This window comes from Pedobacter sp. UBA5917, from assembly GCF_002432345.1.
Taxonomy (GTDB): domain Bacteria; phylum Bacteroidota; class Bacteroidia; order Sphingobacteriales; family Sphingobacteriaceae; genus Pedobacter.
In genome coordinates, this window is the sequence record NZ_DJDT01000327.1 from 1 (window position 1) to 8,203 (window position 8,203).

7 protein-coding genes are annotated in these 8,203 nt (G+C 40.1%); 3 read left to right on the forward strand and 4 right to left on the reverse strand.

What is annotated here, in order from left to right:
- Positions 1 to 291: 291 nt before the first annotated feature.
- The gene (locus B2V92_RS22780) at positions 292 to 2,952 is read right to left on the reverse strand and encodes a TonB-dependent receptor (RefSeq protein ID WP_293312443.1); all 2,661 of its coding nucleotides are present in this window, start codon (positions 2,950 to 2,952) and stop codon (positions 292 to 294) included.
- Entirely contained in the window at positions 2,949 to 3,905 is a 957-nt protein-coding gene (locus tag B2V92_RS22785) for a GLPGLI family protein (protein ID WP_293312444.1), read from the reverse strand. Before B2V92_RS22785 ends, B2V92_RS22780 begins: the two co-directional genes overlap by 4 nt.
- A 565-nt stretch (positions 3,906 to 4,470) precedes the next feature.
- Between B2V92_RS22785 and rplU the strand changes: the two genes are divergently transcribed.
- From rplU to B2V92_RS22800, 3 genes are all read left to right on the forward strand, one after another.
- Positions 4,471 to 4,782, forward strand: a complete 312-nt coding sequence (gene rplU / locus B2V92_RS22790; protein WP_113951957.1) for a 50S ribosomal protein L21 — start codon at positions 4,471 to 4,473, stop codon at positions 4,780 to 4,782.
- 53 nt (positions 4,783 to 4,835) lie between these two features.
- Complete coding sequence (rpmA, locus tag B2V92_RS22795) at positions 4,836 to 5,261, forward strand: 50S ribosomal protein L27 (RefSeq protein ID WP_293312445.1); 426 nt, start codon at positions 4,836 to 4,838, stop codon at positions 5,259 to 5,261.
- Between the two features lie 426 nt (positions 5,262 to 5,687).
- Positions 5,688 to 6,548 (forward strand): hypothetical protein, encoded by an 861-nt coding sequence (locus B2V92_RS22800; RefSeq protein ID WP_293312446.1) that lies wholly within the window; start codon positions 5,688 to 5,690, stop codon positions 6,546 to 6,548.
- A 155-nt stretch (positions 6,549 to 6,703) separates the two neighbouring features.
- Here B2V92_RS22800 and B2V92_RS22805 read toward each other — a convergent pair whose 3' ends face one another.
- Complete coding sequence (locus tag B2V92_RS22805) at positions 6,704 to 7,678, reverse strand: polyprenyl synthetase family protein (RefSeq protein ID WP_293312447.1); 975 nt, start codon at positions 7,676 to 7,678, stop codon at positions 6,704 to 6,706.
- Positions 7,679 to 7,723: 45 nt separating this feature from the next.
- Positions 7,724 to 8,203: S1 RNA-binding domain-containing protein (locus tag B2V92_RS22810; protein WP_293312448.1), on the reverse strand; the 480-nt coding region annotated here is incomplete at its 5' end.

Genomic DNA, 8,203 nt, shown 5'->3' on the forward strand with positions numbered 1-8,203 from the left:
TCCTCGCAATGACGACTTTTTTTATGATCTGTCAATGATAGCGGAGTGCAGCAAAGTCGAGAACCACGAAGTGCTCAGCGAAGCTAAACTATCTCGAGGTAGATCTCTCTCCCGAATATTCGGGACGTTTCGGTCGAGATGACGGTCTTTCTATGCGATTCGTCACCCTGAACTTGTTTCAGGGTCTTTCCTAGCAGGAAAGATGCTGAATTAAATTCAGCATGACGAGTTGATTTAAGCTAGCCATTCACATACTTTTCTTTTCCATGAATAATTATCGAATTTAGGTAATTAAAAACTAAAAGTAGCCTTTAGCATCGCCACTCTTCCAGGAATAAAGTATGTTCCGGTGGTAAGCGAATTGGCCGAGAGGTAAACCGCATCAAAACTCTTGATATTCGCCAGGTTGGTGATGCCAAATTCAAAATCTGTTTTCATTTTCAGGTATTTGTATTTGATATTCATATCAGCAAAAAGATACTTCAGGTTTGGCTGGGTAGATTGATGCGTAAATAAATGTTCGGCCGATAAGTTTAAATAAACATTTCTAACCGTTGTAATGGCCAGGGTTGATTGCTGCCTTAACTGCTGGAAATTGGTTTTTATCGCATCAGCAACTTTAGCTTTATTATCCGTTACCGAAAAGTTAGCAAGGTAAGACCAGTTGATAAACCTTGTAAGTTTTGCTTCTATCCCTAATTTATAAAAAACGGTTTGAGCATTCAAATCAAACAATTCGTTATTCTGCAACTGGCTATATCCGCTCTGCGAAAAACCAAAACCTGCACTAACTGTACTTTTCAATGCAAAAACGTACTTGCTGGCATTTGCATTTAATGATAAGGTACGGATGTGGTTGCTTAACGGCAATACTACCCTTTGCTGAATGTTGTTGCTTAAACTGTACGACGAAATGGTATTCAGTTCGGCATCGCTATAATTTGCGGTGATGTTAAAGAAAAGCATCTGCATGGCTTTTCTGAAATTAAAACCTGCCCCAACATTATGCGTTTTCGATTCAGAAACCGGTGCGTTGTTCGCAAATAGCGAACGGTAATTTTTTAATACCGTACCACGGTAAACATCGTCAATTCCGCCCAGGTCGTTACGGAAATTATAATTTGCCGTTACATAATTTTCTACACTGGTTTGGTATTTAATATTCAGCGAGGGATTTAGGAATAATTTATGCAGGTTTTTATCGAGTTGATTGATATCATCGCTGTATTTAATCAGGTTATAACTTAAAGGCAGGCTTATCCCGGCCTTTAAGTTATCGTTGGTAAATTCGTAAGTCGCATCTGTATAAAGTTTGGTTTTAAGCCAATCGAGATCGTTTACCATATTGCCCGATACCAGTTCGGTTTGCTGGTTGTTCTGTGTGCGGTAAAGTTCCGAATTGAGTTGCTGGTGCTGTATGTTAAAACCTGCCTTATAGGTTTGTACAAAATGACCGTTCACAAAAGCAAATGATGCATAGTTATTGGTATACCAGGTTGGTATTTTAATGTACTGGCTTAAACCCAGATAACTATTTCCGTTGTTTAAAATATCGGCATTAAGCCCTGGTGTAATGTTTAGGTTTTCTGGCTGCGTGGTACGGTTTAAATAGGAGTAGAGGTTAATTACATCTTCAGACTTCAGTTTTTTCCGGTAGTTAAACTCGTTTGAAATGTCTAAAGTCTCCTGCCGCAATACCTGATCGGCCGCTACATTATTGATTACAAAACCCGATGAAGTTTTAAAAGGCGCATAATCCAGCACAAAATTATTGTTCAGGTAATATTTCTCCGCATTTCCGTTCAGGTTAAACTGCGCCCTTAATTTTTGTGGATTAATGGCGTTGTTCTGCGATTCTGTATAACTTATCGTTTGGCCCGAAAGATAGGTTTGCGAAAATTTATTGTACTGCTGGCTGCGTTCATCGTATAGATAAGAAAGGTTTGCCCTTAACTGCAGGTCTTGGTTAAACTTATACAGGTTGTTTAAATTTACCAATCCTGCTTTATTAAACAGGTACCTACTTTGTGGCAAAGAGGGTACGCCGGCAGCACCTGTAGAAAGGAGACTGCTGGGTCTGTCGTTATCCAGCTTTTTTAAATAATCAGATAAATTATGCGATGTAAGGTCTATACCCGGATCATTACCAATGTTATTGCCCTTGATGTTATTGATAAACTTCAGTTTTTTATTAAAGAGCATGGCCGTTAGGTTTTCATCAAAACGTCTTGGCATTCCAGCTCCGGCCGTAGCATCGCCCATTACCTTCAGTTTGGCTTCGTCTTTAAGTACCAGGTTTAGCGCAACATCATCACTGGTATTGTTTTTACGCATCATTTTAATCGGCTGATCGTTTTGGATCACCTGTACCTTATCTACAGCGCCCTGTGGAATGCTTTTGGTGCCAATATTATACTTATCATCCAAAAGGTTATCGCCATCTACATACAGGTTCGAAATGGATTTTCCGTTATAGCTGATTTTACCATCCTCTGCAACTTCTATTCCGGGCATTTTTTTTAGCACATCGCCAATACTTCTGTCCTGTTTATCTGCAAAATCGGATGGACGGTAATTTAAGGTATCACCCCTCGAAGTTAATGAAGGGCGTTTTTTTACCGTTACTGTTTCAAGGTTTGTTTCGCTGCTCTGCATTACAAGCTCATAACTTTTGGCAACATCGGTAATTACCGTGCTCAATTTTTTATAACCAATGCTCGAAGCTTCAATTTTATAACCGGCAATCTGATCGTTTTTTATCGTAATGCTAAATTCTCCATTGCGGTTCGTCCGGCTGAAATTAATGATATTGCCTTCAGGATCTTTTAAGCTTACATTAACAGATTCAATCGCTTTACCATTGGCATCTTTAACCAGTCCTTTAATTGGTTTTTGTGCCATGGCCGAAAAAGTAAGCAGTAACAGCACCAGTGTTATCACGTTGTGCTTCATTTTTTCTCAGGGAGTTCGATCGGGTTGTTGATTTCTACTTTGGATACGGTACCTCCATTAGGGCGGGGGGCAGTGTTTTGTCTAAATGAACCCTGCATGCCATTTGCCGCCATTTGTGCCTGCATAAAACCCTGCGGATCCTTATCCCTTGCTTCTTTAAGTTTATCCAGTTCTTTTCTGGTGGTTTTAATGGCATCGGCAGGCAATTTAATTTCCGACCCCAGGTAAGGTGTGCCTGTATCAATACCTATCATTTTTACTACCCCAACACCGCCATTTGGGCTTGCAATTTTAACATCGTCGCCTGAGTTTGCCTGACTGGCATCGTCTTTTACGTTTTCGAGACCTGCAAAAGAAAATTTCACTTCCTTTTTTTCGTCGTAAGCCTCAACGATTAAGCCAGGTAAGCCGTTTAATTTCCACGGACCGCTTTGAAAAGGGATTTCGGTAGCGAACCAGGCAATCCAGTTCCTGCCTTTAAATCTGGTGGTGGCTTTCTGACACGAGATGCCGGAAAAGCTCATGGTATCTTTTAATATTTTCCAGTCAATCTGGGGCGCGGTTTCTTCAACCAGGTAATTGTTAAAGAGGCGCTCTTTGGTAATCATTTTATGCTCGTTGGCAAAAAAGAAATAATCTACCTGTGTTAAAGGACCTTTTGTTTCGCTTTTAACCTGGATCTGTACATTGCCATTGCCGCTTTGGTTTTTGATCTGTTCCTGTATCTGCTTCTGCATGTTCAGCGACTGGTTCAATTTATCATAGCTGGTATAAACCGAAGCATTTTTACCGGTTACAAGCAGCATATTTTCGGTTCTGGGTTTATCCTGTTGGGTTGTATCTTGTATATGGCTAAAGGTATAGCGTACTCTCGCCAAGGCTTTATCAGTACTTTGGGCTTTTACCGAAATGGTGAAGGCTGTTGCTAAACAGATGGTTAGGGTTAGTTTCATGATGAATAATTTAAGAAGTTTTCTATTTAATTTTCGTAAAACTACGAAATATTCGTAATAAAAATATGCTTTAACATTTTTTAACAGAGAAGGGGGTGAGAGGTAAGATGTAAAATGGATTATGGAAGATGGGGTAGTTTTGGAGGCAAAGAAGTTTATGTCTGGTTCATCATTGTAAGCCGAAGTGTCTTCATTACGTCATTTCGACTGAAGTGCAACAGAATGGAGAAATCTACGTTCGTAGAAATCTTAATAATGATCTGGAAACAAACGTGCAGTAATTCTTGGCGGGATCACTGCATCAGATAGCTATCGGATCGGGTTTAATAACAAAGGTTGTAGTGAACAGCAGGCCCCCGGTAATCCAAGAATTACGTAGCTTTGCTTTTCAAAAAAAGTTATTAATACTCATAAGCAAACGCATCTTAAAATCCTTAAATCATAAAAATCCTGCTCCAATATGATTTTAGTGAAAAATATTTTCGATATGTGTTTGTGTGTTAATTGAATTTGTTCTATATTTGCACCTCGTTAAATAAAAATTATAAAAACAAATATTTAAACAATGTACGCAATAGTAAATATAGCAGGGCAGCAATTTAAAGTTGCTAAAGACCAGCACCTTTTTGTACACAGATTACAAGGAGATGAAGGCGCTAGTATTGAATTTGATAATGTATTGTTGGTTGACAACGGTGGCAAAATCTCTGTAGGTGCTCCTGCAGTTAAAGGTGCTAAAGTTTCGGCTAAGATCGTATCTCATTTAAAAGGTGATAAAGTAATCGTGTTCCACAAAAAACGTAGAAAAGGTTACAAAAAGAAAAATGGTCACCGCCAGTTTTTCACTAAGATTCAGATCTCTGACATCACTCTATAATTAATTGTTAACCCAATAATCCGCTTTTTGGGCGGGTTACAAAATATAAAATCATGGCACACAAAAAAGGAGCCGGTAGTTCGAAAAACGGACGTGAATCGCATAGTAAGCGTTTAGGTATTAAAATTTTCGGTGGGCAATTAGCTATCGCTGGAAACATTTTAGTACGTCAACGTGGAACAAAACACCACCCTGATAAAGGTGTTGGTATCGGTAAAGACCATACTTTATTTGCTTTAGTTGATGGTACAGTAGTTTTCAGAAAGAAACAAGATAACAAATCTTATGTTTCTATCCTTCCTATCACCGACGCTGAAATCGAAGCAGCAGTAGCTAAAGCACCAGTTGCTAAAAAAGCGGTTGCAAAGAAAGAAGTTGTAGCAGAAGAAGTTGTTGAAGTAGCTCCAGCTAAAAAAGCACCTGCTAAAAAAGCAGCTAAAAAAGACGAATCTACTGAAGAAGCTGCATCTGCAGAATAATTGGTAATTAAGTTATAAAAGGAAAGTCCCGATGCAAATCGGGACTTTTTTTTGTTATTGGTTAATCGGTTAATTGTTTAAACTGGTTAACTGTCAAATCTATCTCGAGGTAGATCTCTCCCTGTCCGAAGCAGGCGGGCGCTGCACTGCGTTCCGGTCGAGATGATGTCGATTTTTATTTAAGTCTAATGGTAGAAGCTAAATCTACTTTGTCATCCTGAGCGGAGTCGAAGGATTTCCGCACTACTACATTCCGCTCGAGATGTTGATTTTCTCTAAGAACTGTAATTGCTAGAGAATTGACTCAGGACTCCAGACTAATGACTACGGACTTAGCACTAACAACCGAATTGTTAAACCCTGTTAAATAACAAAAATTAACATTTTTCAGATTTAGATTTGAGTATTGATTTAAAAACAATCCAAATGAATCTAAAGAAAATATCCTTATTAATCTCATTACTGATTTCGGGCCGTTTATTGCATGCACAGGAGGTAGAAGAAAATATCCGCATGGTAAAACCATTTAAAGCCGACGGTATATCGAGCGAATGGAACGAGCCCCTTAATCAGTACAATGATGCCACCAAACTGGCTTTTGCATTGGCCAATGATGATCAAAACCTGTACATCATTATCGAATCGTTAGATCCCCAAACTACTTTTAGTGTGTTAAGAGGAGGCATTACCTTAAATATCAATACCGCAGGCAAGAAAAAAGATGGTATTAAATTAACTTTTCCGTTAATGAAACGGCCACCGATGCCTAAAGAGGGAGAACAACACCGCGATCATGCTGCATTAGCAACTGAGAGAGAAAATGAAATGCATGACCCGGTAGCAATGAATAAAAGTATCCGTGTTTCGGGTTTCAAAAACATTCCGGATGGAGAACTGCCCGCGATTAACCAGAATGGTATTGAAATGGGAATGAGCATACATCCAAACAGAGATCTGATTTACGAACTAAGTATCCCATTGGCGCAGCTGCAGGTTGGTGTAGATCTTAAAAAACCGCTTGTTTACAATATTAAAATAAATGAACCGGGAAAACCAGGATTTAAAAGAGAAGGTGCTCCTGAAGGAGGAAACGGTGGTGGAAGAGGCAGGTCTGGCGGCAGAGGTGGAATGGGAGGCGGAGGCATGGGCGGAGGTGGCCGTGGCGGTATGGGTAGTGGAGGCAGAGGAAGAATGGGAGGTGGAGGCGGTCAGCGACCAATGCAAGGCGGTGAATCTTCTGCTAAATCATCCGATTTTTGGATCAAGTATAAGTTGGTGAAGGCTTAATAAAATTACCGTCATTTCGAGCGGAGTGTAGCGAAGTCGAGAAATCTATCCCGAGATAGATCTCTCCCCGCCTGTACGGGCAGGCATTCCACTGCGTTCCAGTCGAGATGACGGTTTTTATTTAGAGTCTGTCAATGGTAGCCGAAGTGTATTGTTTAATACTCCCTCGCCATCAATTGCTCAGTAAGTGTTAAAAGATTTGATTTCCGCTCATCCCTTACGTTAATCTGTGCAAACACCTCAAGGGCTTTATTCCGGTAGGAATTCATGCTTTCTTTGGCAATTTCCTGGATATCCAAAGTATCGTAAACCTGACGCACGGTTTGTACCTTTTCGTGCGCATTAAATTCTTTATAGGCGGTCCAGGTATCTAATGATGCGCGGGTTTCTCCCTGGGCCAGTTCGAAAGCTTTTAAGAGCAGGAAAGTTTTTTTATTGGCAATAATATCGCCACCAACCTGTTTTCCAAATTTTTCGGGATCGGCATAAACGTCCAGGATATCATCCTTTAACTGGAAAGCAATTCCGATATTTTCGCCAAACTGATAAATTAGATCAGCATCTTTTTCTGAAGCACCTGCAATAATAGCACCCAATTTTAATGCACCACCGAGTAATACAGCCGTTTTTAGCCTGATCATGTTAATGTATTCTTCGATACTTACATCATCGCGACCTTCGAATTCCATGTCCAATTGCTGGCCTTCGCAAACGCCCTGTGCGGTAGCGTTAAAGGTATCTAATACATCTTTAAGGAAAACCGGATTTACCCTGGCCAGGTTTTTATTGGCTTCAACCATCATCACATCACCACTTAAAATAGCTACGTTGGTACTCCATTTTTCGTGTACGGTAGCCTGGCCCCTGCGGAGCGGCGCATTGTCCATAATATCATCATGAACAAGCGTAAAATTATGGAAAACCTCAATAGCCATGGCCGCATGGATGGAATGGTTTGCGTCACCTCCAAACAGTTCGGTTGCCATTAAAACCAATAATGGTCTTACACGTTTTCCGCCGAGGTTAATGATATAAGTAATCGGATCGTAAAGCTGTTTAGGGTGATCCGGAAACTTTAAATTTTGTATTGCAGTATCTAAAATTTGCTGTAATTGTTCTGTAGTATGCATGCTTTGCTTTGAACATTGTGTTTTCGGGCACAAATGTCTTAATTTTTAATCAGGAATCAGTGTAAAATCAATTTGACGTTTAGAAAGATCTACTTTTTTAACCCTGATCCTTACTTCATCCCCCAATTGGTACTTTCTTTTTTTACGTTGACCTATGATGCAGTAGTTTTTCTCGTCGAGTACATAAAAATCGTCGGATATATCACGTAAACGGATCATACCTTCGCATTTGTTCTCTTCAATTTCTACATACATGCCCCATTCGGTAACACCCGAAATAATGCCTTTGTATTCGGTACCTATATTATTTTCGAGGTATTCGGCCTGTTTGTATTTAACAGATGCACGTTCGGCATCGGCAGCTCGTTTTTCCATGGCTGAAGAATGCACACAGGCTACTTCGTAGGCTTCGGCATCTGCTGATTTACCACCATCCAGATAGGTTTGTAAAAGCCTGTGCGCCATAACATCGGGATAACGGCGGATAGGGGAAGTAAAATGGGTATAATATTCGAAAGCCAAACC